Source organism: Actinomyces sp. MRS3W, from assembly GCF_032465695.1.
Classification (GTDB): Bacteria; Actinomycetota; Actinomycetes; order Actinomycetales; family Actinomycetaceae; genus Actinomyces.
Genome location: NZ_JAWDJJ010000340.1, coordinates 1 through 1,712, shown reverse-complemented (window position 1 = coordinate 1,712; position 1,712 = coordinate 1). Strand labels below are relative to the sequence as shown.

The following is a 1,712-nucleotide window of genomic DNA, read 5'->3' as shown; positions in this document are numbered from 1 at the left end:
GGGGCAGACCAGCCGAACCCGCCATTACGGCCAATCCGCCGTCTGGTGGCGACCGCGACCTCGGCGGCGAGCTCATCGTCCGCCAGGTGGGTCATGGAGTGCTCGCGGATAGCGGCGTCGGCCATCGCGTGCGCGGCGGCCGCGTCCTGCGCGGATGGGGTGATGATCGCCTTGGCGGGCACGCCCGCCGACCGCAGCCGGTCAGCCATGTCCCCCGCGCCGGAACGTCCCTCGACGACGATCTGCGCGAGCCGGTCAGCATGTCGAGCAACCCAGCCGGCAGCCCAGGCGACCCCATCACTCATCGGGCGCAGGCCCACGAGCTCGACGTGTACCGGGCCGGTCTTGCCGCGTCCTGTCCGGACGGCGCCGGCCCTGGCGAGCGCGAGCACGCTACCGTCCACCGAGAAGCGCAGGGCGGCACACCAGCGCGCACCGGCCGGCACGTCCTCGGCGCCGACGAGGCACGCCTTCCAATCGGCCTCGTCAATGGCGGTAGCTGTGATGGTGTCACGGTCCCAGATCCCCAGGCCCTCACGGCGGAACGAAACGGCGCCGAGCTGGCGTTTCATCCGCAAGATCGAGGACTCCGGGGTGCGGCGGGGGTAGGACGGGTTTGCCTTGCGCCACTGCCTGCGGTCGTCAACGGCAGCTTCATCATCAGCGCCCAGCTCAACGTACAGGCCGTCCGTGAGGTCCCCTGCGAGCGCTGACCTGCGAAACTCGGCGAAGGGCTCGGACGGGTCTGTGGGTTTTGGTGGTGTACCTGCGCGGAGTACCAGCGCGTTCGGGGCGGCGTTCGTCGACGGAATCATGTCGTCGAGGGCACGCTCGGTGAGGATCTGTGCCTCGTCGAAAATCAGGATGTCAACCTTCGCGAAGCCACGCCCGAAGCCGGACTCCCTGGCTCCAAACAACAGGCGAGAACCGTTATGGAAGTGGATCGACTGCTGGCCGTTCGCCTGCCGCACACGCTCGACGAACGGCGCCGTCTGCTCACGCAGCGCCAGGCCACGCATCGACTCGAACGTCTCATCCGCCGTCCGGCTCCTGTGCGCGGTCCACAGCATCAGCAGATCCGGGTACAGCGTCGCCAGAGCGAATGTGATTGCACCCAGCGTGTAGGTTTTGCCGACCTGCCGCGGCATCGACAACTGCACGCCGCCGACCCCGGCCGCATACTGCCCGTCCTCGCGCTTCGCGAGAATCGCCCGCCCAAGGTCTGCCTGCCACCGGTCGAAGTCGAGCCCCATCCTCTTGCAGCGGGCCTCAACGGCGGGCCAGCCGGTGGAGACAATCCCCTCAGGCAGGATCAGGTGCTTAGCAATCGTGGACAGGTGCGGTTCAAATTGCCTTCCAGGACTCGTCGCTGACCGGCTGGTCATCCTCCGCGACCTCCTCGCGCCGCTGCTCATCCAGCGCCCGCAGCTGCTTGTCCACTTCAAGCATGCGCCGCGACAGGGCGGCGAGGTCCCGCGCCGGCGTCGCCTCGCTGTCCATCGCACGCGCTAGGCGGGCGCGTGTCAGCATCAGCACGTCACGGTCAGTGCCCTCAGCCACCGCTTGCGTAATAGATGTAATCGCCCGCCGTTCCGGAGTTTCACTATCATCTACCGCATGTAATCTTACGCGTGTCATTTATCACTCCAACTATTCCAGCGCAATTAATCTTGGGGAAAATGGGTGGGGAGATATGTCGCAATGCCTTCGGG

2 protein-coding genes are annotated in these 1,712 nt (G+C 66.6%); both read right to left on the bottom strand.

Annotated features, from left to right (window positions below):
* Nucleotides 1–1,385, bottom strand: a 1,385-nt coding sequence (locus RWX45_RS12880; protein ID WP_316024116.1) for a terminase, incomplete at its 3' end; no start/stop codon positions are given.
* Complete coding sequence (locus RWX45_RS12875) at nt 1,345–1,560, bottom strand: hypothetical protein (protein ID WP_316024115.1); 216 nt, start codon at nt 1,558–1,560, stop codon at nt 1,345–1,347. The genes RWX45_RS12880 and RWX45_RS12875, both read right to left, overlap by 41 nt.
* Nucleotides 1,561–1,712 lie beyond the last annotated feature (152 nt).